Here is a 22,491-nt window from a genome sequence, read left to right as displayed (position 1 = left end):
TTCGAGGCACCCCATGACCGACCTTTCGATGCAGCCCGATGCCCATGGCATGTTTGGCCGCTTCGGCGGACGCTTCGTCCCCGAGACGTTGATGCCGCTGATTAGCGAGCTTCAGAGCGAGTACGATGCGGCCCGGCAGGACACCGAATTCCAGCGCCAGCTCGCCTACTTCCAGCGCGATTACGTTGGCCGGCCCAGCCCGCTCTACTTTGCCGAGCGTCTTACCGAGCACTTTGGCGGCGCCAGGATCTATCTCAAGCGCGAGGAGCTCAACCACACTGGAGCTCACAAGATCAACAATTGCATCGGCCAGATCCTGCTCGCCAAGCGGATGGGCAAGACCCGCATCATCGCCGAAACGGGCGCCGGCATGCATGGCGTCGCCACTGCCACCGTCGCGGCACGCTTCGGCATGCCCTGTGTCGTCTACATGGGCTCGGCCGACATCGAACGCCAGCAGCCCAACGTGTTTCGCATGAAACTACTCGGCGCCGAGGTCATTCCGGTGACGACGGGTACCGGCACGCTCAAGGATGCGATGAACGAGGCGCTGCGCGACTGGGTGACCAACGTCGACGACACCTTCTACATCATCGGCACCGTGGCCGGGCCGCACCCCTACCCCGCCATGGTGCGTGACTTCCAGGCGGTGATCGGACGCGAGACTCGCGCCCAGATTCTCGAGAAGGAAGGACGTCTACCCGACTCTCTCGTCGCCTGCATCGGTGGCGGCTCCAACGCCATGGGACTGTTCCATCCCTTCATTGCTGATGAAACGGTCCAGATGATCGGCGTCGAGGCCGGCGGCAAGGGCGTCGACACCGGTATGCACGCGGCGAGCCTCACCGGCGGCGAGCCCGGCGTACTGCACGGCAACCGCACCTACCTGCTGCAGGATGAAGATGGCCAGATCACCGATGCTCACTCGATATCGGCCGGGCTCGATTATCCCGGCATCGGCCCCGAGCATGCCTGGCTGCATGAACGCGGACGTGTCGAGTACGTCTCGATCACCGACGACGAAGCGCTCGCGGCGTTCCAGTGTTGCTGCCGTCTGGAAGGGATCATTCCCGCGCTCGAATCGGCCCACGCCCTGGCCGAGGTCGCCAAGCGTGCGCCGTCGCTGCCCCGCGACCACCTCATGGTGGTCAACCTGAGCGGGCGCGGCGACAAGGACATGATGAGCGTCGCCCAACACTTGGGAGAGAACGTCCAATGAACGGTGCCAAGGAAAACCCCATGAACGCCGCGACTCGCCTCGATGAATGCTTTGCCGCGCTCAAGGCGGAACAAAGGCCGGCCCTGGTAACCTACGTCACTGCCGGCGACCCTGACTTCGAGACCTCGCTGAAAATCCTCCAGGGGCTGCCCGCGGCAGGCGCCGACGTGATCGAGATCGGCATGCCGTTCAGCGATCCCATGGCCGACGGCCCCACGATCCAGAAGGCAGCGCTACGCGCCCTCGGGAGCGGACAAACCATGACCCGGACGCTCGAGTTGGTGCACGCCTTCCGCCAACAGGATTCGCAAACGCCACTGGTGCTAATGGGCTATTACAATCCCATCCACCGCTACGGCGTGGCGCGATTCCTGGCCGATGCGGCCCGCGCCGGTGTCGATGGCTTGATCGTGGTCGACCTGCCGCCCGAGCATGATGTCGAGCTGTGCCTGCCCTCCAGGGAGCACGGCATTGCCTTCATCCGCCTCGCCACCCCGACCACCGACGCCAAGCGGCTGCCCCGGGTGCTGGATAATGCCTCGGGCTTCCTCTATTGCGTCTCGGTAAATGGCATCACGGGTGACCGTGCTCCGGATTTCCGCGATGTCGAAGGCATGGTGGGTCGGCTGCGCGAGCACAGCCACCTGCCGATTGCGGTCGGTTTCGGCATTCGCAATGCGGTACAGGCCGCAGCGATTGGCCGATTCAGTGACGCCGTGGTGGTCGGCTCGGCGCTGGTAGAGGCCATCGAAAGCGCTGAGACTCGACCTGGTGCCATCGAGGCGGTTCATGGCTTGGTGCGTGAACTGGCCGAAGGCGTCCGCCGGGCGGCCAACACCTAGAGCGATTCTGGAAGACCAAGCGACATGGCGCGGCTCCTGCTGCATCCAACCGGAAAAGTCCTGCCCCGACCTGACATCATCAATGGTGGGCAGGCCTGTCCAGTATGGCGGCGCTCCCCCCGCCGAAGTCTCGGGCAAATTCCTCGCGCAGCCACGCCGCAACCTGCTCCAGCGCCGCATGCCCGGCAAACCGCCGATGCCGAACCAGTTGATAACGCAGCCCCGGCAGCCTCGGCCCGAAGGGCACCTGAAGCACGCCGCGCTCGAGTTCCGCCTTCACCAGCGTAAGGCTCAGCAGGGCCACTCCCTGAGCGGCAATGGCGGCCTGGATGGCATGGCTCTCGTCCGAGAAACTCAAGCTTGCGCCGAGGTCGGCCGGGGCCAGACCCGCCGCCTGGCACCAGTGCTGCCAAGAGGGCAGGCCCAAGCTGGAGCAGTGCCAGTCGAAGACGATGTGGCGTACCGTCTTCAGATCCTCATACCCTGCCAGTGCCAGCTGTGGGCTGGCTACCAGGGCAAAGGCATCCTCGGCCAGCACCTCGGCCTCGAGCTCCGGGTAAGGCCCCATGCCATAGCGAATCGCCAGCGACGCACTGCGTGACAGATCCAGCGGCGCCTCGCTGGCATGAATGCGCAGATCGGTATCGGGGCACCGCGCATGGAAGTCAGCCAGGCGCGGCAACAGCCACTGGCTGGCAAAGGCCGGCGTGCAGGAGAGCGTTACGCTACCGCCATCGCCCTGCTCCCGCAGCGCCTCCAGCGCTTCGCCGAAGGCATCGAAGCCGCGCTGCAGCACGGGAAGAAGTTGCATGGCGGCCGGGGTCGGCGCCACCTGGCGTACACGGCGCTCGAACAGCGCCACGCCCAGCAGCGCTTCCAGCTCACGTACCTGGTGGCTGACCGCCGCTGGCGTGACGGCCAGCTCCTCGGCGGCCCGTTTGAAACTGCAATGGCGCGCCGCCGCTTCGAAGGCGCGCAATTGGGATAGCGGCAGCGTGCGTCGGTTCACCGACATCTCCTTATCGAAAGCCCAGCCTGTGGACAAGCTCAGCTATTCCATCCCTCAAGAAATCATCGTTTGTCAGCCTTGCATCATGAACCGATCCTGTGTTTCACGCATCACGCGAGTTGAATTTTTCTTGTCAGGAGACGCTCATGATCACGCTACTTCACCTCGACGCCAGCGCCCGCTCCGGCCGTTCCGGTATCGACCCGCATGGCTCCCACTCCCGCCGCCTCAGCGCGCGCTTCGTCGCGCAATGGAAGAAAGCCCGCGCCGGCGACCGCATCCTCTATCGCGACGTGGGTCAGCATCCTCCCCAGCCAGTGACCGGCGAGTGGATCCACGCCGCCTTCACCAAGCCGGAGGCGCGTGAGCCCTGGATGCACGACGCCCTGGCCGAGAGCGATGCCCTGGTCGACGAACTGCTGGAGGCGGACCTGATCGTGGCCGGCGTGCCGATGTACAACTTCGGCGTCCCGGCCGGCTTCAAGGCCTATATCGACAATATCGTGCGGGTCGGGCGTACCTTCGGCTTCGACCGCTCGCGCCAGGGGCTGCCCTACTGGCCGATGCTGACCGAGATGCGCAAGCGCCTGGTGGTGCTGAGCTCCCGCGGCGATTACGGCTACGAACCGGGCGAGCGCATGGCCCACGCCAACCACGTCGAGCCGCACATTCGCACCGTGTTCGGCTACCTGGGCATCGACGACGTGCACGGTATCGCGGCGGAGTACGACGAGTTCGGCGGCGAGCGCCTGCAGGCCTCGCTGGCCCAGGCCGAGCAGGATATCGATGCCCTGGTTGCGGCATTGGCCAAGAATCTCGAGGAGGATCTGGTCGGCGCCTAAGCACTGGACATGGGCAGCGGATACGGCGATAACAAAACACCTTGGGCCTTCTACGCAACAATAACGACAATCAGGAATCGTCAGATGGAACTGAAACGACTGACCGCTCTCGCCGTACTGCTGCTTGCCTGTTCGATGTCCACCATGGCTGATATCGAAGGCTCCGCCGACCACCCGCTGCTCGGCCGCTTCGGCAGTGCCACCATCAGCGCCTACCAGGCCTCCGACTACGATGCCGCGACGCTGCCCGGCGGCCCGATCGCCGATGCCAGGGCAGTCGACAACCAACTCGAGCTCGAAGGCCGCGTGACCCGCATCGGCTATCGGCTGCCCGTCGAGCATACTGCTCTCGAAGTCGCCCGAAACTATGAAGCCACCCTGGCCGAGGGGAACTTCGACATCCTCTTCCAGTGTGCCGGACCTAGCCAGTGCGGGCGGGGGTTCAGTCGCTACGTGATCAATGAAGGTGTGGTCTTCCCATCAGCCTTCGATCGCGCCGCCTTCAATGACAACTCCCGAGCGCTGCTGGCCATGCGCGACGACGAGCAAGGCACGGCCCATGTCTTCCTCTACATCATGGAAGATCGATCAAACGATCGGACTCTGGTCCGCCAGTTGGTGGTCGAGAGCGAGCCACTGCAGCTCGGCCAGGTCAGCGTCAAGGATGCCGGCGCCCTGCAGGCGGCCCTCGATGCCGATGGCAGCGTGATCGTCGACGGCATCTTCTTCGCCACCGACAGCGCCACCATCGAGACGGAGTCGGCCGATGCCCTCGAGCAAATGGCCGAGCTCCTGCGCAACGCCCCCGAGCTCAGCGTCTACATCGTCGGCCACACCGACAACCAGGGCAGCCTCGACTACAACCTCGAGCTCTCGCAGCGGCGCGCCAATGCCGTCGTCGAAGCCCTGGGCGCTCTCGACGGCATCGACGCCGCCCGGCTGGACGCACGCGGCGTGGCCTCGCTCGCCCCCATCGCCAGCAACGCCAACGAAGCCGGACGCGCGCAGAATCGCAGGGTCGAGCTGGTACTGCAGTGACAAGCCGTCGACGCCTTGGCCCACTCCGCTAGATATTGGCACCGCCGTCGATGGTGAACTCCGCCCAGGTGATCGAACGACCCTCCGGGCCGGCCAACCAGGCCCGCCTTGCTCATGGCATACAGGCTGATGCCTGACCAGGGCACCCGAACGGCAAGGTTGCTGCCTATGGTAATGATGCGCCCACCCTCCGGCATATGCCCCACTGCTGCCATTGACGCCACCACCGGCGCGCGCAAGTTGATCGCGATGGTGCGATCCAGCTCCTCCAAGGTGGTTTCTTCAATCCTACGTCCAGACGGAAGGCAGCGGTATCTGGGAACAAGTGGAGACGGCGCCGACGGCGCGCGCCGCCATCGCCCAAGTGCTGCATGCCACGGCCGAGGCATTCACCCGCGGCGATACGCCTCGCGGCTGCATGATCGTGCTTGCTGCCCCGCAGATGCAGGGTGCCAACGCCCAGGTCTGCGATGCCTTGAAGGCCCACCGCCAGGAGAACGGCTGCCTGTTGGAACGCCGCCTGAAGCGTGCCGTCGAGGAGGGCGAGCTACCCGCCTCGACGGATTGTCGCGCCCTGGCCAGCTACTTCGTCACCCTGCAGCACGGCATGTCGATCCAAGCCCGCGACGGCGCCTCGCGCGAAACCCTGCTGAGCATTGCCGGCTGCGCCATGGCGAGCTGGAGCGCACTGACTAGCTAACCGGTGAGCAGGGCTCGCCCTTCTCTCCTGAGGCCTCCTGGGCCTCTCCACCTATCGCCCCGACATGGCGCAGGCTGACGATGGAAACCACCGCCAGCGCCAGGATGGCGATACCGCCCACCGTTGCGGTCACGTTCAGCCCTGCGGTAAAGGCCTGCTGGGCTTCCAGCAATACGCCGGCGGGCAGGCTCTCGCCGGCCGAAACGGTAGCCCATAGGCTCTCCTCGACGACGTCCGCCGCCTCGGCGATTTCGCCATCGGCCATCGTCGCGCTGACCTGGGCACGGTAGACGAAGGTGGCCAGGCTACCCAACAGCGCAACGCCCAACGCAACGCCAAGCTCCTGCACCATCTCCGACATGGCCGAGGCCGAGCCGGCCTTCTCCGCCGGCGCCGCGCCCACCACCAGGTCGGTGCCCAGAGCGGCGATGGTGCCAAGGCCGAGATAGACCAGCGAGAACCCGGCAATCGCCATGCCCACCCCGTTGGCGTTCACTTCGACGGCGGCCAGCAGCCAATAGCCCAGCGTCGAGAGCGCCAGGGCGGCGCCTACCACGTAGCCGGGACGAATGCGTCGGGCAATCAGCGGCGCCATGATGCCCGCCAGCACCATCATCAGCGCCGGCGGCCCCATCCACAGCCCCGCCGCCAGCGGCGTGAGCCCGGCCACCAGCTGCAGGTATTGGGTCACCAGCAGCATCACGCCGGAAACGCCGACCAGCCCCACCAGCAGCACGATCAGCGCGGCGCTGAAGGTACGGCTGCCGAACAGCCGCATGTCGAGCAGCGGGTCGTCCAGGCGCTGCTGACGACGCACGAAGACCAGCGCCATCAAGCCGCCTAGCGCCAGGGCAAGCACGGGAACCGGTTCAAGCCCCAACTTGGCGAGCTCCTTGACCCCATAGACCACCGGCAGCACGGCCGCCAGCGAAAGCGCCACGCTTGCAAGATCCAGCCGACCACTGCGTTTCGCACGGTACTCCGGCAGCAACAGCGGGGCCGCGACCAGCAGCACGATCACCACCGGCACCGCCACCAGAAAGGCCGCTCCCCACCAGAAGCGCTCCAGCAACACCCCACCGACTACCGGCCCCAGCGCCATGCCCAGGGCAAACATGGTCGCCCATACGCCAATGGCCAGGGCGCGCTGGCGCACGTCGCCGAACATGTTGCTGATCAGTGCCAGGGTCGACGGCATCAGCGTCGCGCCGGCCACCCCCAGCACTGCACGGGCGGCAATCAGCATGGCGGCACTAGTGGAGTAGGCGGCGATCACCGACGTGATGCCGAAGGCCACGGCGCCGATCATCAGCAGCCGGCGACGGCCAATACGGTCGCCCAGGGTACCCATGGTGATCAAAAAGCCCGCAATCATGAAGCCGTAGGCATCCATGATCCACAGCGCCTGGGTGCTGCTCGGCTGCAGATCCGCCGCCAGGGCGGGCAAGGCCAGATAGAGAATGGTGACGTCGAGACCGAGCAGCACGGTGGGCAGCGCCAACACCGCCAGGCCCGCCCACTCCTTGATGCCCGCCCGCTGCCGGGAGATGCGCGAGCCGGACACTTCATCGAGGGAAACCATGCCATGCCTCCTTTCCATAGGGTTGGCATGGTAGTCTTGGCCCATCCTGATAGGGTTACAATATAGCCAGTTATCCTATTACTACAGGTAACAGCCTGGAGCACTGCCATGGCCGGACGCAGCCTCGACAGAACCCGCAGCGAACTCACCGAGTTCCTGATCCATCATCGCAGCAAGCTGACGCCGGCCGACGTCGGTCTGCCTTCCACCGGGCGAAGGCGCACGCCCGGGCTGCGACGCGAGGAGGTGGCCACCCTCGCCGGGGTAGGACTGACCTGGTACACCTGGTTCGAGCAGGGGCGCGATATCAACGTCTCGGAGAGCTTCGTGCTGAAAGTCTCCAAGGCGCTCAGGCTCGACGACGCCGAATGCTGCCACCTGTTCCTGCTTGCCCACCGCCGCCCGCCGCCGGTGGAAGCCTACCAGTGGCAGGAAATTCCTCCCCTCGTACAGAGGCTGATGGACGACATGCCCAGGCCCGCCTACGTGATGAACCTGCGCTGGGACGTCATCGCCTGGAACGCCGCGGCCGATGCCCTGCTCGGCTTCAGCGACAGGGAGCCCGGCGAGCGCAACATGATGCGCCTGCTGTTCGCCGACCCGGCGCTGCGCAGACGCCTCCCCGACTGGCGCCAGGACGCCTCTCGTCTGCTGGCCCAGTTCCGCTGCGACCTGGCCGCCGCCCCAGAGGACCCGGCCATGCAGGAGCTGATCGAAGCGCTCGCCAAACTGTCGCCGGATTTTCGCCGCTGGTGGGAGCAACCCAACCACGAAGCCTATCGCTACGGCATCGGCACGCTCATCAATGCCGACTCGGTTACGCAGACGTATGAACACACCACGCTGCTGGTGGATGAGCACCGACATCTCAGGATGGTGGTTTACTTCACCGCCGACTGATCGGGCACCGGACAGGCGCGAATTGACACGCCAGCGGTCCTCAATCGTTCTATTGCTTCTTCCGGCCGCAAGAGAGTCTCGGGATGATAGAGCCCAGGGGCGACCGGCTTGCCGCCATCCAGACCCAGCAGGCGTTCGATGGCCAAAGCCAGGCCCATGCCGCTCATGCCCTGGTGAAAGTCGCTATCCTCGATTACCCAGCGGGTACGCTGCGACTCGCCATACTTCCCCACCCCTGCGACATCGATGATCAGACGATGCCCCGGCGGCGCAGCCTCATCCTCGGACATGGCCGCATCGATACGAACCGACATGGCGTCGGTTGCTGCTGCCAAGCTGACCACATCCAGCAGCGGATAGGCCTGCCCCTGGCGAGTCATACCGTCTATATCCATAAAGGTACGCTGGGCTTCCGCTCCTACTGCCCAGAGCCAGCGGCTGTCTACAAGCATCAACGGATGGGGCGCAATACCCGCGACACGCGCCATATCCGCCTGGGCCGTCGGCCCGCCCATGTCGGCCGGTGAGAAAATGGCGGCCATCTCAATGCTATCCACTCGTTGAAAATCGCGAACGGCATGCAAGGTCGCCAGCACGGCGATGCCACCAAGGAAATGGCCAAGCAGCAACACGGGAGCCGCCGTGGGTCGTGCAATCGCCAGTGCCACCTCCGGGCCGATATCGAAGGCATAGTCGGATATCGCCACGTACGGCACACCATGCGCTTGTGCGAATTGCAGCGCGTTCAGCGAGTCGTCTTTCAACAGTACGACCACGGCACTGAACGCGGCGCTCCCATCCAGCCCAAGGTCGGCCCGCTCCAGGTCGACGGCAACGGCCGAGGCATGCCCGACCTCCGAGGCCAGCTGGCGTGCCTTGCCGAGGTCACGCCCGGCGATGGCGATCGGCAGCTCAGGGTGCATGCTGCGCAGCGAACGGGCGGCTCGTGATCCGACACGGCCGGCGCCACCGATCAGCAGCACGGGGTCGAGGGTTGAAGCGTTCATGGTCCAACCTCCGGCTCGAGATCATGGAAGCGGGCTCCGAACTCCTGCATGCGCTGCACGAAATAAGCCGGATCGAGAAGGCTGTCGGGCAGGTAGAGCCCCGGCGCCACCGGCGTTGCACCGTCAAGACCGAGCAGGCGCTCCACGCCGAGCGCTACGCCCAGTGCCGTCAGCGGCGCCTGACCCGCGGGGTGCACGATGCCCTGCCGAACATGGCGGGGGCTGCCGTCCCGCCCCTGTCCACTGACCTCAAGCAGGATCTCGGTGGAAAATGGCTCACCCCGGCGACGGCTGGAGGTTTCACCGAGAGCAAAGTCGAAACGGATCGACTCTGCGTCGGTGGCTCCCATCATGCTGAGCAGGTCGAGATTGCCAAAGGCGGCTCCTGTCACGGGCGTTCCATCCAGCATGGTGAACGTACGTTGTGCCCTCTCCCCTTGCACCCATAGCCACTTACCCGACTCGCGCATCATCGCACTCGTGACGGCACCGGTCTGGCGTACGTAATCGGCATGAGCCGCCGGCCCGCCCATGTCCTGCTCATCGAGCACCGCGGCAATCCGAATGGACCGAACCGTGGCGAAGTCTCGTGCCAGATGCATCAGCGGAAACGTCGCACTCCCAGCCAGCCAGTTGCTCATCATGAGGATGGCCGAGCGCTTGGGAGCATTGATGTGAAGCGCAACCTCCGGAGCTATCTCAAACGCCGCGGTCGAAATTCCCAGATGTGGCACTCCCTGCTGCTGGGCATAACGCCAGGAGCTCAGGGTATCGTCCTTCAGGAACGTGACCACGGCACTGAAGCTCTGGCTTTCCGCCAACCCCAGCCCTGCCTTTCCAAGCTCGACTCTTGTCGCCTCGGCCTTCCCCAACGCCTGGGCTAGGGCAGCCGCCTTGGCCATGTCACGCCCACCAATGGCAAGCGGCAACTCTGGATACAAGCGCCGTAGTGTTCTGGCGGCTTTCTCTCCCACCACGCCGGAGCCACCAATGAGCAGAACCGGATCCTCAATTCGTCGAGACATGACAGTGCCCTCTAAAGCCTACGATTAGTAACTTACCTTTTGTAGGTTACGAAAGGTAGGTTATCCTCGTCAAGGACGGCGTGCGACGTCATGGAAGCGGGATACTCGAGAGAAGTGGGAAGTTAGACATGACCAGACAGGCAAGAAGACTGACGAAGGCCGAACGCCGCGAGCAACTGCTGGAGACAGCCTTCGACATCGTGCAGAAGGAAGGCACCGATGCTCTCACCCTGGGTTATCTGGCCGAATGTGCCGGCGTCAGCAAGCCCATTGCCTATGAGCACTTCGGCACACGAGCCGGCCTGCTCATCGTCATGTACCGACAGCTCGATCATGCCAAGGAGGCGGCTTTTCTCGCTGCGCTCGACAAGGCGCCACGCCACCTGGAGAGCATCGCCCAGGTCGTGGGACGAGCCTACATGGAGTGCTATACCGATGTCGGTCCGGAATGGCATGCCCTATCGGCTGCTCTACAGGGCGCCGAAGAAATGGAAGCGGTGCAGCAAGAACTGCTCGATCACTATGTAGATCTCTACCAGGAAGCACTACGCCCTTACTGCAACCTTGACGAAGGGACGCTGCGAATGCGCTGCATCGGCATCATCGGCGCAGGCGAAGCGATATCGAAGGAGATGATCCGCGGCCACACCGACATGGCGACAGCCGCCAGCTGCCTCGCCTCGCTCATTGTGTGCTGGTTGAAATCATGAGTCCGTGGAATTCCCCCAGTGCTCGAGAAGCATGTCGATGAACAACTGAGCCGTGCTGGAAATACTGTGGGAACTGCTTCTGACCAGACCGATGGTTCGCTGGATGCGGGGTTCGGGAAGTTCACGCGAACAGAGCGTGTCATGGTCCGGGCCGGGCATTGTCATCTTGGGCAGAATCGCCACGCCCAGCCCGGACTCGACCAGGCCAAGTGAGGTGGAGAGGTGCTGAACCTCGTAGAAGCTGTTCAGCCGAATGCCTTCGGCTGAAAGTGCATTGTCCAGCAGGGTACGATTTCCACTGTCGCGACTGACGGTAATCAATCTGACCTGCTCGAGATCCGCCCATTGAATACTCTTCTTGGCCGCCAGCGGATGGTCGGATCTCAGGGCCAGAACGAAGGGATCACGTAATAGCGGTGTGAAGGAAACCTCCGCGCTCTGTGCACTGAACATGTTGATGCCGAAGTCGGCCTCGCCGTTGATGACCCGCTGCAGCCCCTCGTTGGCACTGACGTCGAGAATGCGAATGCGAATACCCGGCCAAGCCTCGCTAAAGCCGCGAATTACGCTTGGCAGGAAGTAAAAAGCGGCGGTGGGTAGGCAGGCGATCGTGACCGTGCCCTTCTGGTGCGTCGCCAGTTCTCGCATGTTCAGAATCGACGACTCATATTCCTCGATCATACGCCTGGCGCGCGGCAGAAAATCCGCTCCAATCGGCGTCAGGTGTGTCCTGCGGGTGGTGCGTTCGAGCAGTTCGACTTCCAAAAGCTCCTCGAGCTTCTGAATGCGTCGCGATAACGCCGGCTGAGACAAATGCAGACGCTGCGCAGCCTCATGGAATGAACCCAGCTCTGCAACCAATATAAAGGCTTGAAGATCAAGGAATTCCAGGCGATGTGTCATCGATGCACTCTTGCATAGGATAATGTGTATTGATAAACATAACACATTAATGCATATATTGAATCAATATGAGAATTTATTTGCATTTGAAGCATTAGTTGCTCGCTGACATGCTCACATCACGATTCCCAAACGCGATGTGGCATGACGATGATGAATAGCATTCCCTGCATGATCATGCGCGGCGGCACCTCCCGAGGCCCTTTCCTGCGCATGAGCGACCTTCCCAGTGGCCAGGACGCCCAGGCCGAGATTCTGCTAAGCCTGATGGGCTCAGGCCACGCCCTGCAGATCGATGGCATCGGCGGCGGGGATCCGCTGACCAGCAAGATTGCCATTGTGGAACGCTCTTACCATGCTGACGCCGACGTCGATTATCTGTTTGCCCAAGTCGACGTACTCAATCGTCGAGTCGACTTCAGCCCGAACTGCGGAAACATGCTCTCGGCGGTCGGCCCCTACGCGATCGAGACGGGCCTGGTGGAACCCCAGGAGGGCAAGACCGTGGTGCGAGTGCGCAATCTCAACACCCAGCGCCTGATCGAATGCCACGTCCCCACGCCGGGCCGCCAGGTCTGCTATGAGGGCAACACATCCATCAGCGGCGTGCCCGGAAGTGCCGCCGGGATTCAACTCAGCTTCTTGGACATCATGGGTTCCAAGACCGGCGCGTTGCTGCCGACAGGAAAGGCCTGCGACTCGATCGAAGGTGTCGCCGTCACTTGTCTCGACGCGGCAACGCCGATCATCATGCTCGACGCTGCGGACCTCGGCCTAAGTGGCGCTGAATCCCCTGACGAACTGGATGCCAATAGCGCTTTTCTCGAGCGGCTCGAAAGCATTCGACGCAAGGCAGGACAGAACATGGGGCTGGGCGACGTCAGCAACGGTGTCTTGCCCAAGCCAGTACTTCTCTCCGCAGCGCGTGACCGCGTTAGCACACTGTGCGCGCGTTACTTCGTCCCCCACCGCTGTCACAAAGCCATCGCCGTTACCGGAGCCATTGCCGTCGCCTCGGCGGTCAGCGTTCCCGGCACCATCGCCAACCGCATCGCAGTAGAAAGTGGACGGATGACCGGGGGTGAGTGTCTGGCACAGGTGAGGCTGGAGCATCCGTCCGGCTTCATCGACCTCGACGTCGAGCACCGCCAAGGCAATGCCAACGTTATCGCGCGTGTATCGCTGATTCGTACCGCCAGAAAGATCATGAGCGGCACGATCTTCTACACCGCCTCAACGACACCCAGTGAGACAATGCCTGCACTGCAGTCCAATTGATCATCACCATCAACGGGTGACCTGACACCCACAAACGACAACAACCCAGGAGCATGCCATGAACACTCACAAGACCACGAACTCACTTGGCCGATTGAAAAAAGCCGCCGTCCTTGGCCTGGCAATTGCCGGGCTTGGTTTAACGCTCACCGCCCCAGTGCAAGCCCAGGACGCGAACGTGCCCAGCACCATCAAGTGGACCATTCCCTTCGGCGTCGGCGGTGGCACCGATGTCTGGGCCCGCTTCTTCTCCCCCTGGCTCAGCGAACACATTCCAGGTGAGCCCACCATTTCAATCGACAACGTGCCGGGCGGCGGCTCAATCAACGGTGCCAACCTCTTTGCCACGCGGGCCAGGAGCGACGGCAGCGACTGGCTAGGCACCTCCGCCTCGACCCAGTTTCCCGCCATGCTAGGGGACCGGCGGGTACGCTACGACTACTCCAACTGGACACCGATCCTGGCAACCCCGACCGGTGGCGTCGTCTACGCCCAGCCCAGCCTGGGTGAGGAAAGCGAGAGCGCAATTGCCACCCTGCTGGAAAAGCGAGTCAAGCTGGCGGTGCAAAGTCACACCGGACTCGAGCTGCCGGTGCTGATCGCTCTCGATATGCTGGGTGTCGACGTTCAGGCCGTCTCCGGCATGCAAGGTCGTGGCGAGGGTCGCCTGGCCTTCGAGCGTGGCGAAGCGGACATCGACTTCCAGACCACCTCAGCCTATCTGAGCAGTGTGGCCCCCCTGGTGGAGTCGGGCCGTGCCGTCCCGCTCTTCTCGCTCGGTGTACTTAACGACGAAGGGCAGATCGAGCGCGACCCGGCGTTCCCCGACCTGCCGACCTTTACCGAAGTCTATGGAAACCTCAACGGTGAGGCCCCGAGCGGCACCGCCAATGAAGCCTATGAGAAGTTCTTCGCCTCAGGCTTCACGCTGCAGAAGCTGATCATGGTGCCCAAAGGCACGCCTGATGAGCTCGTCGAGATTTACCGGGAAGCGGCCCTCGAGTTCGTCGAGACCGAACAGTTCAAGCAGGAGGCTGACGCCCACTTGGGCCCCTACACCCCGATCATTGGCGATGTCGTCGAGAGACATCTCGAACAAGCCATGGCGCTAAATGACGATCTTCGCGAGTGGCTGGCTGACTGGCTGAAAACTAAGCACGGCGCGAGTATCTGACGCGTGAGAACGGGCATCGGTCCCTTGGCGACGAGGGCCGATACCTTTGGGTTCAACTCACCGCACAACACGAGAGCCGCATTTCATGTTCGATATTCTTCTCTCCAGTCTGGGGCAGCTGTTCACTCTGGATCATCTGCTCTACATGGTCCTCGGCGTGTTGGTAGGCCTAGTGGTTGGGATCATTCCCGGTCTCGGCGGCATCGCAGGTATGGCGCTGCTGCTGCCCTTCCTCTACGGCATGGAGCCGAGTGTCGCCCTCGGCATGCTGATGGGCCTGGTCGCCGTGATTCCCACCGGCGATACCTTTGCCTCGGTGCTGCTGGGCATTCCCGGCTCCAGCGCCTCCCAGGCCACCGTCATCGACGGCTTTTCCCTGGCCAAGCGCGGCCAGGCGGCACGGGCTCTTTCCAGTGCCTTCCTTTCTTCGATGATCGGTGGCCTGATCGGCGCCGCCGTGTTGACGGGTTTCATTCTGATCGCCCGGCCGGTGGTGCTGTCGTTCTCCTCCTCCGAGCTCTTCATGCTGACCCTGCTCGGGCTATCGATGGTAGCGGTGCTCTCCGGACGCGACCTGCTCAAAGGGCTCGCCGCCTGCGGCCTGGGCCTGCTGATCGGTACCATCGGCATGGCGCCAGCCACCGGGGAGTTCCGTCTCAACTTCGAGATCAACTATCTCTTCGATGGCGTACCGCTGGTAGTGATCGGTCTTGGGATCTTTGCACTTCCCGAGATCATCGACCTGCTGGTCAAGCGTGGCGCCATCGCCGGGGAACGCACCCGACTCGGCAAGGGATGGAAACAAGGCCTCCAAGATGTCGGTAAGAACCGTGGCCTGGTAGCACGCTGTGCAGGCATCGGTAGCCTACTGGGCACGATTCCCGGCCTCGCCGGTTCGGTGGTGGATTGGATGACCTATGGCCATGCCGTACAGAGTGCCAAGGACAAATCCAAGTTTGGCCACGGCGACATCCGCGGGGTCATCGCACCGGAAGCCGCCAACAATGCCTGCGCCTCTGGCGCCATGGTGCCCACTCTGCTGTTCGGCGTGCCTGGCTCGGGCACCGCCGCCGTCTTCCTAGGTGGTCTACTGCTGCTAGGCTTGCAGCCAGGCGTCAGCATGATCGAGACCAATCTAGACCTGACCTATACCATCATCTGGTCGCTGGCCCTGGCCAACATCATCGGTGCAGCGTTCTGCCTGGGCCTGGCGCGTCCAGTTGCCAGCTTGACCCGCGTGCCCTTCGTCATCCTGGCCCCTCTGATCACAGTGCTGATCATGTTTGCGGCCTACCAGGCCACACGCTCCCCGGGAGACCTCTTGGCCCTCGGCGCGATCGGTGCCCTTGGCGTCCTGTTCAAGCAGGCCGGCTGGTCACGCCCCGCTTTCCTGATCGGCTTCGTCCTGGCACCTGGCGCTGAAGCCTACTTCTACCAAGCCGTTCAGTTCCAAGGCAGCGCTGCCTTCATGCGCCCAGGAGTGCTGATCATCGGCGCCATGATCCTCGCCGCCCTGTTCTTGCCCATGTTTCGTCAGCTTTGGCGTAAGCTCCGGTCGACCGATACCGAGCAAGCGCCTGCGGTTGGGGAAGCACCTGCGACCGGCAGCAAGCCGATAACCATCGGTGGCATTGATCTGGTGATCTTTACCGCTCTGCTGGGAATGGCCACCTATGGCTGGTTCCACCTTGCCGACCTCAGCCTGCTTGGTGGCCTCATGCCCCGACTGGCCCTGGCAATCATGGGCGTCGCCTGTCTGCTGGAAATCCTGCGCAGCCTTGTCCGTAAGCCAGCGTGGCAACACCAGCCTCTACTTCAGCAAGTCGTCTGGTTGGCAGGCTTCTTCGCCTTGGTCGGAGCGATCCTGACGTTCGGCCTCGTCACTACCGCAACGCTGTTTTGTCTGGCTTTCCTGATGTTCATCGCACGTCTCAAACCGTGGGTGGCTATCACCATGTCTGCTGGGGTGGCGATCTTCCTGGTAGGCATGGCGAAACTGCTAACCCTGACCTACCCGAGCGGACTGATCGATCCATTACTGTTCGGCTGAGGTGTCACTCAAGAACGAACCGCCGCTCAATTGCGCGGCGGTTCGTTTTCTCTCGGAAGCATCGCCAATGAGACTGAATTATTCCGCCTCTCTCGGATAGACGACGAAGGCCAACTTATTGCCATCGCGGTCACGCACATAAGCCGCATAAAAACCTTCGGCATACTGAGGACGATAGCCCGGGGCACCTTCATCGCTGCCTCCGTTGCGGATGGCAATTTCATACAGCCTGTCGACCTGCTCCGGGGCGGCGAACTGGAAGGCGGTCATGGTGCCATTCCCCACACCGGCTTCATGACCATCGAAGGGATAGCCGACAATGAACCTGGGGAAGTCGAGGTCGGTCTCTTTGCCGTAGGAGACGCAGGCCTCGTCTTTCCAGCAAACGTCCCAGCTCATTTCAGCGAAAAGTGGATCGTAGAATGTCAGCGCTTGCTCCAGGTCCCGGGTTCCGACCATGGTGTAGGCGATCATGCTGAGATACCTCCTTTATCGACTCGTCATGTCTCCGAATGGCAGCGTAGTCCAGCCTGCTTTTTGCGCCACTGGCCCAGCGCCCAGCCCAGGGCCGGCAGCACCAGCATCGCCGAGGCCCAGGCGCAGGCGGCAAAGCCGAAGTGGGTGAAGATTGGCCGATAGAGCAACGCGCCGACGAATACGCACAGATACGTGATGGCGCTATACAGCCCCATGATGGCCCCCCGCTGCACCGGGTCGATCTCGGCAAGCTGGCGCATGAGCAGGTTCAAGCCGAGATGATTGGCCACGCCCCAGGCTAGACAGAGCGCCAGCATCACCAGCGGAAGAGCGGCGGCCGCCATCAACCCCAGGTAGACCAGCATCAGGCCGGCAAAGGTGGTACAGGCGGCGACGGTCGCACCGTAGCGGTCGACCAACCGCCCCAACGGGGCGGCGGCGCCGAAGCCCAGGCCATAGACGGCAATGGCGAGCCCGGCGAAGGACGTGGGAAGCTGCAGCACCTCACCCAGGTGCGGGCCGAGGTAGGTGTACAAGCCGTAGAACGCCGTCATGTAGGCCGCGACGTTCAGCAGTAGCGAATGAATGCCGGGAATGCGCAACGCTTTGAGGGTCGAGCTCGGCGCCTCACCGACCGTTCTCATGCCCCAGTCGTGGCAACGCGAGATCCCCAGTGCCAACCCCACGGCGGCCAGCGCCAGGAGGGAGAAGACGGCACGCCAGTGCAGCAGATCGGCCAACAGCGCCGCCAGGCCGACCCCGACCACCAGGCTCAGCGTCCATCCCGTCAGCACGAAGCTCAGCGTCTGGCTCTCGCGCCCCTTCTCGGCCACCTGCGCGGTCAGGGTATAGATCGCCGGCAGCGCCACGCCCGCCGCCAGGCCGGCCAGCGCCTGGGCGACGATCAGCGTCCACAGCGCCGGAGAAAGCGCAGCGGCACCCAGGGAAGCCGACAGCACCAGCAGCGCCCGCGTCAAGGCACGCTCGGCGCCGATGCGATCGCTCAGCGAAGCCAGCAGCAGCGCACTGCTCGCCGTGGCCAGGCCATAGAGCGCCGCGGCCGTCACCACATCGGCGGCGCTGCGGCCCGGAAACGACGCCGCCACCGTGGCGGCGATAGGGCTCAGCGCCAGCGAATTGGCACCGATCACGGCAATGGCAGCGGTCAGCAGGAGAACGCGACGAGAGATCACGGTTCGCTCCATATGCGATTCGAGATTATCATTGAAGAAAAGAATCACGTTCGGAGCAATCACGAAAATGCCGAATTCTGAAAAAACAGAAAACGTTCAGGACAAGGCCCCGGAAGCCCGCCCTCTGGACACCTTCGACCGAAAAATATTAGGCGAGCTGGCGGTGGACGCCGGGCTCAGCTATGCCGAGCTCGGCAGCCGCGTCGGGCTGTCGGCGCCGGCCGTGCACGAACGGGTCAAGCGGCTGCGCGCCACCGGGCGCATTCGCGGTACGGTGGCGGTGCTGGACGGCCCCGCCACCGGCAAGCCTTTCCTGGCCTTTGTGCATGTCGACACCACCGGGGGCAGCAAGAGCCGCACCTTCAGGGCGCTATCCGAACTGCCCGAGCTGGAAGAGATCCACTCGGTAGCCGGCGATACCTGCACCCTGCTCAAGGTGCGCTGCGCCAGCAGCCGGGCGCTGGAGGGCCTGCTCGCGCGGCTCTACGCCATGCCGGGCATCAAGGCCACACGCAGCTACGTAGTGCTCTCCACCTATCTCGAACGCACGCCCCAGGCGGGCATCACCGAGGCGCTGGAAGAGCCGCCCATGGACGAAACTGCGCGCTGAATTGTCTTCATTCTCCAATGTTCTCCGGCACAGCGATATCCGCCAGTGCCGCCTCACGCTCGAGCAGCGTGCGCTTTCTCTCCACCCCCCAGCGGTATCCGGAAAGCGCGCCGTCGCTACGTACCACCCGGTGGCAGGGCACCGCCAACGCCAAGGTGTTGGTCGCACAGGCCCGTGCCACGGCGCGCACCGCCCTGGGCGAACCGATACGAGTCGCCAGCTCGGCATAGCTTAGCGTCGTCCCGATGGGAATCTCGGTCAGCGCATGCCAGACACGCCGCTGAAAGGCAGTGCCGCGAACGTCCAGCGGCAGAGCCAGCGACCCCTTGGGCGCCTCGACGAAGCCTGCCACCGTGGCCACCCATTCATCGAAGGCAGTATCGCCGGGGGTCAGGCTGGCCGTAGGAAAGCGGTCTTCCAGCTCGCGCAGCAGAGCTTCAGGGTCGTCTCCCAAGGAGATAGCGCAAATGCCCTTGTCGCTTGCCGCCACCAGCAGCGCTCCCAGGCTGCACTCGGCCAGCGCGAAGCGGATCTCGGCGCCTTGGCCGCCCGCGCGGTAACGCTTCGGTGTCATGCCGAGCATGCGGTCGGCGCCGGCATAGAAGCGCCCGCTGGAGTTGAACCCCGCCTCGTACATCGCCTCGGTGACCGTCTCACGCTGCGTCATGGTCTGGCGCACCCGATCCGCACGACAGGCGACGGCGTAGGCCTTGGGCGTGAGCCCGGTAACCGACTTGAACACCCGGTGGAAATGGAAGCGGCTCAGCCCCGCGGCTTGAGCCAGCTCATCGAGAGAAGGCAGGTCATCGGCAGCTTCGATGAGCCGGCAGCTACGGGCAATGCGCTCGGCGTTGCGCTGCGCCAGCGAGCCCTCTTGAGGATGACAGCGCCGGCACGGCCGATAGCCGGCCCGCTCGGCCGCCGCCGCGTCGGCATGGAACTCCGCGTTCTCGCGGCGTGGCCGGCGCGATGGGCAGGTCGGGCGGCAATAGATGCCCGTGGTGCGTACCGCGTAGACGAAGGCGTCATCGGCGTTCGCATCACGATTCGATACTGCCGCCCATTTCGCCTCATCGGAATCGAAGGCGGTAAGTGAGTCGCTGGTTGTGTCGATCATGGCGGGCCCCCGCTGTGGCTTCGGCGTTCTCCGAGAGTTCAGGATGAGCCCGATCCCCGCCTGGCACACTCCGTCTCTTGCTTTCAAAGTGAACTGCTCATGCGCTGACAAACGCAGCATAGCATCACCGGGCCGCTCATCTTTTGACGGCAAGAAGCGGAGTGAGGGCTTACCTCAGCATCGGCAAGGTGGGTATGGGGTCGCATCGATCTCATATCCACACCAAGGAGAATATTGCCATGAAACGACTTGCCGATAAGGTCGCCATCGTCACCGGAGCCAGCTCGGGCATTGGCCATGCCACTGCCCGCCTCTTTGCCAAGGAAGGCGCCAGCTTGATAGTGAGCGCTCGCCGCCAGAGCGAACTCGATGCCCTGGTCGAGACCATCGCACGCAACGGCGGTACAGCCATTGCCGTCGCCGGGGACGTATGCGACGAACAGTCAGCTCAGCGCCTGGTCGCCACCGCCCTGGAGCGCTTCGGCGGTCTCGACATTGCCTTCAACAACGCCGGCATCGTCGGGCCGATGGGGCCACTGCAGGAGATGGCGCCGAGTGACTGGAGCAACGTGCTGGATACCAATCTGACTGCCGCTTTTCTAGGGGCCAAATACCAGGTCCCGGCATTGCTGCAGCGTGGCGGCGGCAGCCTGTTGTTCACCTCGAGCTTCGTCGGTCATACCGTCGGCATGCCCGGCATGTCCGCTTACGCCGCCAGCAAGGCCGGCCTGCTGGGCATGATGAAATGTCTGGCGACGGAGCTGGGGTCCCATGGGATACGCGTCAACGCCCTGCTGCCCGGTGGCACCGACACGCCTGCCAGCATCACCAACGCCCCGGATGCCGGACCGGAAGTCCTGGCCTTCGTCGAGAACCTGCACGCACTCAAGCGCATGGCCATACCGGAAGAGATCGCCCGAGCGGCGCTCTATCTGGCTTCGGACGATTCAAGCTTCGTCACCGGCACCGCCATGCTGGTCGACGGTGGCGTCTCCATCAGCCGGACATGATTGACATGAAGCGGTGCCGCTCGGCGACACCGCTTCCTTTGCAACAACCGCTTCAGTGCCTGCTACCCTTCCCAGACGACACCACCCCCGGCAAGCACTTACTTACCGGGCAGGGCTTACCCTTTCGCACTTGGCCGGGTTGGCCTGACTCATTGGCAGGAGGCAGCATGGATTTTCTCATCAATCTGGACGTGGACGATCTGGAACGCGGCATCGACTTCTACGTCCACGCCTTCGGCCTCGAGGTCGGCCGCCGCTTCGGCGATGACGGCGTTGAGATGATCGGCGGCCCGGCGCCGATCTACCTGCTGGTCAAGGCCAGCGGCTCAGCGGCCTATGCTGCAGGAGAGCCCGTACCCGGCGCGCAGCGCCACTACACGCGCCACTGGACACCGGTGCATCTGGACGTGGTAGTGAATGACATCGACGCCGCAGTAGAGCGCGCCATCGCCGCCGGCGCTACCCAGGAGCAACCCATCGTCACCGATCGCTGGGGCAAGCTGGCGCTGATGGCCGACCCTTTTGGCCACGGCTTCTGCTTCGTGCAGTTCCTGAATCGCGGCTACGACGAGATCGCAACCTAAAGCCTGCACGAGTAGTATCGGGAACACATGACAACGACAACACGGAACAGCCATGATCGCCGTTATCTTCGAAGTCATTCCCAAATCCGGCCGCCGCGACCAATACCTCGACATCGCCGCCAGCCTGAGGCCGCTGCTCGACGAGATCGACGGATTCATCTCCATCGAACGCTTCGAGAGCCTCACCCAGCCGGGCAAGATCCTCTCACTCTCCTTCTGGCGCGATGAGCAGGCCGTTGCCCAGTGGCGCCAGCTCGAGCGCCACCGTGCGGCCCAGGCTCAAGGCCGCGAAGTGGTCTTCGACGACTATCGCCTGCGCGTGGCCACGGTGATGCGCGACTACGGCATGCACGAACGCGACCAGGCGCCCGCCGACAGCCGCGAGCGCCATGATTCTTCGTCTGCTTCCGGATAAAGACACCGTCCCGGTAAGCCCTTACTTACCGGGGCGGGTCCATATTTCTGGCGAGGCAGCTCGACCTCCTCGGCCAGGCCCAACTAGGCAGCCAGTCGCGACTCCAATTCACGCAGGCTCACATGGCCCTTGAAGTGCCCCTTTCCCGTCGGCTGCTCGCCGCGCTCGATGGCCTCGGCGAAGCGCACGGCCGGGCCGTCCCTGAGTTTCGCCAGGTGCCGCGCCAAGTTGGGGTATTCCTGCTTCAGGTCGAACAATCGATGGTACTCGGCCCAGCGGGCGATACCAACGAAGTAGGCATCCGCCATGCTGCGCTCGTCACCTAGCAACCATTCCCGCTCGGCAAGCAGTTTATCCAGATAAGCGCAGCTCTCTGCCACAGACTCGCGGCCCAGCCGGCGCAGCATTTCCTGCTCCACACCGCTCATTCCTTGCGTATCGTAGAGGGTCCAGAGTGGACCGAAGGCGGCGAAGAAGTCCGTGTTGAGGTAGGCCAGCATCTGGTTGAGCCGGTCGAATTCCCGGCTGCCCTGCACGAAGCCCAGCCGTGTTTCGAGGTCGCGTGCCGCCAAATGCTGCAGAATCGCCAGGCTCTCGGTAAGAGGTTCGCCATCCTCCAGCAGCAGTGCCGGAGTCTTGAACAGGGGATTTACCTTGGCATAAAGCGCATCCCAGGGCTGCTCCAGCATTTCGATGCGGCACAGGCGATAGGGCTTGCCCAGCCACTCGAGCGCCACGACAGAGCCGAACGAACAACCTTGCGGTACGCCATAGAAGAGAACGGGTTCCATTGTCTTGCTCCTTGT

General features: G+C 63.4%; 23 protein-coding genes and 1 pseudogene. 14 read left to right on the top strand and 10 right to left on the bottom strand.

Annotated features, from left to right (window positions below; all coding sequences use genetic code 11):
- Window positions 1–13: 13 nt before the first annotated feature.
- Both trpB and trpA read left to right on the top strand, forming a co-directional pair.
- Window positions 14–1,219, top strand: coding sequence for a tryptophan synthase subunit beta (gene trpB / locus HOP53_RS14950; protein WP_234270770.1), 1,206 nt, complete (start codon window positions 14–16; stop codon window positions 1,217–1,219).
- Between the two features lie 20 nt (window positions 1,220–1,239).
- Complete coding sequence (gene trpA / locus HOP53_RS14945) at window positions 1,240–2,061, top strand: tryptophan synthase subunit alpha (protein ID WP_234270769.1); 822 nt, start codon at window positions 1,240–1,242, stop codon at window positions 2,059–2,061.
- A 79-nt stretch (window positions 2,062–2,140) separates the two neighbouring features.
- Here trpA and HOP53_RS14940 read toward each other — a convergent pair whose 3' ends face one another.
- Window positions 2,141–3,070 carry a LysR substrate-binding domain-containing protein gene (locus HOP53_RS14940; RefSeq protein ID WP_234270768.1) on the bottom strand — a complete coding sequence of 310 codons (930 nt, stop codon included), beginning with the start codon at window positions 3,068–3,070 and terminating at the stop codon, window positions 2,141–2,143.
- A 146-nt stretch (window positions 3,071–3,216) separates the two neighbouring features.
- Here HOP53_RS14940 and HOP53_RS14935 point away from each other — a divergent pair, with 146 nt between their 5' ends.
- Both HOP53_RS14935 and HOP53_RS14930 read left to right on the top strand, forming a co-directional pair.
- Entirely contained in the window at window positions 3,217–3,912 is a 696-nt protein-coding gene (locus tag HOP53_RS14935) for an FMN-dependent NADH-azoreductase (RefSeq protein WP_234270767.1), read from the top strand.
- Window positions 3,913–3,996: 84 nt separating this feature from the next.
- Window positions 3,997–4,950 (top strand): OmpA family protein, encoded by a 954-nt coding sequence (locus HOP53_RS14930; protein WP_234270766.1) that lies wholly within the window; start codon window positions 3,997–3,999, stop codon window positions 4,948–4,950.
- Window positions 4,951–5,102: 152 nt separating this feature from the next.
- Here HOP53_RS14930 and HOP53_RS14925 read toward each other — a convergent pair.
- Window positions 5,103–5,339, bottom strand: a pseudogene (locus tag HOP53_RS14925) (hypothetical protein); the annotation flags it as partial.
- On the opposite strand from HOP53_RS14925, the gene HOP53_RS14920 reads away from it, so the two are divergent.
- Window positions 5,276–5,650 carry a TetR family transcriptional regulator C-terminal domain-containing protein gene (locus HOP53_RS14920; protein ID WP_234270765.1) on the top strand — a complete coding sequence of 125 codons (375 nt, stop codon included), beginning with the start codon at window positions 5,276–5,278 and terminating at the stop codon, window positions 5,648–5,650. The pseudogene HOP53_RS14925 and the gene HOP53_RS14920 overlap by 64 nt on opposite strands.
- On the opposite strand, the gene HOP53_RS14915 is transcribed toward HOP53_RS14920, so the two are convergent.
- Window positions 5,643–7,232: an MFS transporter gene (locus HOP53_RS14915; protein WP_234270764.1), complete on the bottom strand. Its 1,590-nt coding sequence runs from the start codon at window positions 7,230–7,232 to the stop codon at window positions 5,643–5,645. The genes HOP53_RS14920 and HOP53_RS14915 overlap by 8 nt on opposite strands.
- Window positions 7,233–7,340: 108 nt before the next feature.
- Here HOP53_RS14915 and HOP53_RS14910 point away from each other — a divergent pair, with 108 nt between their 5' ends.
- Entirely contained in the window at window positions 7,341–8,132 is a 792-nt protein-coding gene (locus HOP53_RS14910; RefSeq protein WP_234270763.1) for a helix-turn-helix transcriptional regulator, read from the top strand.
- Here the strand turns inward: HOP53_RS14910 and HOP53_RS14905 are convergent.
- Both HOP53_RS14905 and HOP53_RS14900 read right to left on the bottom strand, forming a co-directional pair.
- Window positions 8,114–9,139, bottom strand: coding sequence for an NAD(P)-dependent oxidoreductase (locus HOP53_RS14905; RefSeq protein ID WP_234270762.1), 1,026 nt, complete (start codon window positions 9,137–9,139; stop codon window positions 8,114–8,116). The two genes, HOP53_RS14910 and HOP53_RS14905, sit on opposite strands and share 19 nt — an antisense overlap.
- Window positions 9,136–10,164, bottom strand: coding sequence for an NAD(P)-dependent oxidoreductase (locus HOP53_RS14900; protein ID WP_234270761.1), 1,029 nt, complete (start codon window positions 10,162–10,164; stop codon window positions 9,136–9,138). The genes HOP53_RS14905 and HOP53_RS14900 overlap by 4 nt, the downstream gene beginning before the upstream one ends.
- Before the next feature lie 128 nt (window positions 10,165–10,292).
- On the opposite strand from HOP53_RS14900, the gene HOP53_RS14895 reads away from it, so the two are divergent.
- Window positions 10,293–10,874, top strand: coding sequence for a TetR/AcrR family transcriptional regulator (locus HOP53_RS14895; RefSeq protein WP_234270760.1), 582 nt, complete (start codon window positions 10,293–10,295; stop codon window positions 10,872–10,874).
- On the opposite strand, the gene HOP53_RS14890 is transcribed toward HOP53_RS14895, so the two are convergent.
- The gene (locus tag HOP53_RS14890) at window positions 10,869–11,777 is read right to left on the bottom strand and encodes a LysR family transcriptional regulator (RefSeq protein WP_010629806.1); all 909 of its coding nucleotides are present in this window, start codon (window positions 11,775–11,777) and stop codon (window positions 10,869–10,871) included. The genes HOP53_RS14895 and HOP53_RS14890 overlap by 6 nt on opposite strands.
- Window positions 11,778–11,921: 144 nt before the next feature.
- On the opposite strand from HOP53_RS14890, the gene HOP53_RS14885 reads away from it, so the two are divergent.
- The 3 genes from HOP53_RS14885 (at window position 11,922) to HOP53_RS14875 (ending at window position 16,279) form a co-directional block, all read left to right on the top strand.
- Entirely contained in the window at window positions 11,922–13,055 is a 1,134-nt protein-coding gene (locus HOP53_RS14885; RefSeq protein ID WP_234270759.1) for a 4-oxalomesaconate tautomerase, read from the top strand.
- A 178-nt stretch (window positions 13,056–13,233) separates the two neighbouring features.
- A complete protein-coding gene (locus tag HOP53_RS14880; protein WP_234270758.1) occupies window positions 13,234–14,229 on the top strand; it encodes a type 2 periplasmic-binding domain-containing protein in 996 nt (331 codons plus the stop codon).
- Window positions 14,230–14,314: 85 nt separating this feature from the next.
- Complete coding sequence (locus tag HOP53_RS14875) at window positions 14,315–16,279, top strand: tripartite tricarboxylate transporter permease (RefSeq protein WP_234270757.1); 1,965 nt, start codon at window positions 14,315–14,317, stop codon at window positions 16,277–16,279.
- A gap of 78 nt (window positions 16,280–16,357) precedes the next feature.
- Here HOP53_RS14875 and HOP53_RS14870 read toward each other — a convergent pair whose 3' ends face one another.
- Entirely contained in the window at window positions 16,358–16,753 is a 396-nt protein-coding gene (locus HOP53_RS14870; protein ID WP_234270756.1) for a VOC family protein, read from the bottom strand.
- Window positions 16,754–16,779: 26 nt separating this feature from the next.
- The gene (locus tag HOP53_RS14865; RefSeq protein WP_234270755.1) at window positions 16,780–17,949 is read right to left on the bottom strand and encodes an MFS transporter; all 1,170 of its coding nucleotides are present in this window, start codon (window positions 17,947–17,949) and stop codon (window positions 16,780–16,782) included.
- Window positions 17,950–18,016: 67 nt separating this feature from the next.
- On the opposite strand from HOP53_RS14865, the gene HOP53_RS14860 reads away from it, so the two are divergent.
- Window positions 18,017–18,559 (top strand): Lrp/AsnC family transcriptional regulator, encoded by a 543-nt coding sequence (locus tag HOP53_RS14860; RefSeq protein WP_234270754.1) that lies wholly within the window; start codon window positions 18,017–18,019, stop codon window positions 18,557–18,559.
- Window positions 18,560–18,566: 7 nt separating this feature from the next.
- Here HOP53_RS14860 and ada read toward each other — a convergent pair whose 3' ends face one another.
- On the bottom strand, window positions 18,567–19,676 hold the full coding sequence (gene ada, locus HOP53_RS14855) for a bifunctional DNA-binding transcriptional regulator/O6-methylguanine-DNA methyltransferase Ada (RefSeq protein WP_234270753.1): 1,110 nt from the start codon (window positions 19,674–19,676) through the stop codon (window positions 18,567–18,569).
- A 239-nt stretch (window positions 19,677–19,915) separates the two neighbouring features.
- Here ada and HOP53_RS14850 point away from each other — a divergent pair, with 239 nt between their 5' ends.
- The 3 genes from HOP53_RS14850 (at window position 19,916) to HOP53_RS14840 (ending at window position 21,685) form a co-directional block, all read left to right on the top strand.
- A complete protein-coding gene (locus HOP53_RS14850; RefSeq protein ID WP_234270752.1) occupies window positions 19,916–20,686 on the top strand; it encodes an SDR family oxidoreductase in 771 nt (256 codons plus the stop codon).
- A gap of 167 nt (window positions 20,687–20,853) precedes the next feature.
- Window positions 20,854–21,270, top strand: coding sequence for a VOC family protein (locus HOP53_RS14845; protein WP_103968634.1), 417 nt, complete (start codon window positions 20,854–20,856; stop codon window positions 21,268–21,270).
- 52 nt (window positions 21,271–21,322) lie between these two features.
- Window positions 21,323–21,685: an antibiotic biosynthesis monooxygenase family protein gene (locus tag HOP53_RS14840; RefSeq protein WP_234270751.1), complete on the top strand. Its 363-nt coding sequence runs from the start codon at window positions 21,323–21,325 to the stop codon at window positions 21,683–21,685.
- A gap of 83 nt (window positions 21,686–21,768) precedes the next feature.
- On the opposite strand, the gene HOP53_RS14835 is transcribed toward HOP53_RS14840, so the two are convergent.
- Window positions 21,769–22,476, bottom strand: coding sequence for a glutathione S-transferase family protein (locus HOP53_RS14835; protein ID WP_234270750.1), 708 nt, complete (start codon window positions 22,474–22,476; stop codon window positions 21,769–21,771).
- Window positions 22,477–22,491 lie beyond the last annotated feature (15 nt).

Origin of the sequence: Billgrantia ethanolica (assembly GCF_021404305.1) — a bacterium.
GTDB lineage: Bacteria > Pseudomonadota > Gammaproteobacteria > Pseudomonadales > Halomonadaceae > Halomonas > Halomonas ethanolica.
The sequence above is the reverse complement of the archived record's forward strand: the minus strand, read 5'-3'. Positions and strand labels throughout refer to the sequence as shown.

What these genes read in the sequence shown, in the direction of transcription:
- trpB (WP_234270770.1), top strand. Translation starts at nt 14, where the DNA reads ATGACCGACCTTTCGATGCAGCCCGATGCCCATGGCATGTTTGGCCGC.
- trpA (WP_234270769.1), top strand. Translation starts at nt 1,240, where the DNA reads ATGAACGCCGCGACTCGCCTCGATGAATGCTTTGCCGCGCTCAAGGCG.
- HOP53_RS14935 (WP_234270767.1), top strand. Translation starts at nt 3,217, where the DNA reads ATGATCACGCTACTTCACCTCGACGCCAGCGCCCGCTCCGGCCGTTCC.
- HOP53_RS14930 (WP_234270766.1), top strand. Translation starts at nt 3,997, where the DNA reads ATGGAACTGAAACGACTGACCGCTCTCGCCGTACTGCTGCTTGCCTGT.
- HOP53_RS14915 (WP_234270764.1), bottom strand. Translation starts at nt 7,232, where the DNA reads ATGGTTTCCCTCGATGAAGTGTCCGGCTCGCGCATCTCCCGGCAGCGG.
- HOP53_RS14910 (WP_234270763.1), top strand. Translation starts at nt 7,341, where the DNA reads ATGGCCGGACGCAGCCTCGACAGAACCCGCAGCGAACTCACCGAGTTC.
- HOP53_RS14905 (WP_234270762.1), bottom strand. Translation starts at nt 9,139, where the DNA reads ATGAACGCTTCAACCCTCGACCCCGTGCTGCTGATCGGTGGCGCCGGC.
- HOP53_RS14900 (WP_234270761.1), bottom strand. Translation starts at nt 10,164, where the DNA reads ATGTCTCGACGAATTGAGGATCCGGTTCTGCTCATTGGTGGCTCCGGC.
- HOP53_RS14895 (WP_234270760.1), top strand. Translation starts at nt 10,293, where the DNA reads ATGACCAGACAGGCAAGAAGACTGACGAAGGCCGAACGCCGCGAGCAA.
- HOP53_RS14890 (WP_010629806.1), bottom strand. Translation starts at nt 11,777, where the DNA reads ATGACACATCGCCTGGAATTCCTTGATCTTCAAGCCTTTATATTGGTT.
- HOP53_RS14885 (WP_234270759.1), top strand. Translation starts at nt 11,922, where the DNA reads ATGACGATGATGAATAGCATTCCCTGCATGATCATGCGCGGCGGCACC.
- HOP53_RS14875 (WP_234270757.1), top strand. Translation starts at nt 14,315, where the DNA reads ATGTTCGATATTCTTCTCTCCAGTCTGGGGCAGCTGTTCACTCTGGAT.
- HOP53_RS14870 (WP_234270756.1), bottom strand. Translation starts at nt 16,753, where the DNA reads ATGATCGCCTACACCATGGTCGGAACCCGGGACCTGGAGCAAGCGCTG.
- HOP53_RS14860 (WP_234270754.1), top strand. Translation starts at nt 18,017, where the DNA reads ATGCCGAATTCTGAAAAAACAGAAAACGTTCAGGACAAGGCCCCGGAA.
- ada (WP_234270753.1), bottom strand. Translation starts at nt 19,676, where the DNA reads ATGATCGACACAACCAGCGACTCACTTACCGCCTTCGATTCCGATGAG.
- HOP53_RS14850 (WP_234270752.1), top strand. Translation starts at nt 19,916, where the DNA reads ATGAAACGACTTGCCGATAAGGTCGCCATCGTCACCGGAGCCAGCTCG.
- HOP53_RS14845 (WP_103968634.1), top strand. Translation starts at nt 20,854, where the DNA reads ATGGATTTTCTCATCAATCTGGACGTGGACGATCTGGAACGCGGCATC.
- HOP53_RS14840 (WP_234270751.1), top strand. Translation starts at nt 21,323, where the DNA reads ATGATCGCCGTTATCTTCGAAGTCATTCCCAAATCCGGCCGCCGCGAC.
- HOP53_RS14835 (WP_234270750.1), bottom strand. Translation starts at nt 22,476, where the DNA reads ATGGAACCCGTTCTCTTCTATGGCGTACCGCAAGGTTGTTCGTTCGGC.